Raw genomic sequence first — 263 nt, 5'->3', positions numbered from 1 at the left:
CGGTGCGTAAGTTCAGTCTGCCTGCCTGTTTAGGAAAAACACCCATTTTTAGTGGGAATAATCTGCCGTCAATTTCGATATTTGCCGACACCGCCGGATGTGTTTTCCATGGGCTTGGTTCCCGTTCTGGCAGTGTGAGGACAGCAGGATATTCACCGGCCCACTCGTTTTCCACCGTTTCCTTCCCTATGAAACTATGATTCACGACTTCCGTGGACATGCCCCAAAGGGAAACTTCGACTGGTGCATCCGTTTTGTTGACA

General features: G+C 49.8%; 1 protein-coding gene. It reads right to left on the bottom strand.

Annotated elements, in window-relative coordinates; genetic code table 11:
• The coding region (locus OOT08_RS18895; protein ID WP_325094443.1) for a hypothetical protein at positions 1 to 220 on the bottom strand (220 nt) is incomplete at its 3' end.
• Positions 221 to 263: the final 43 nt, after the last annotated feature.

The sequence above is a fragment of the Leucobacter sp. M11 genome, from assembly GCF_035726885.1.
Lineage (GTDB): Bacteria > Actinomycetota > Actinomycetes > Actinomycetales > Microbacteriaceae > JAPFRB01.
This window is presented reverse-complemented; position numbering and strand designations above follow the sequence as displayed.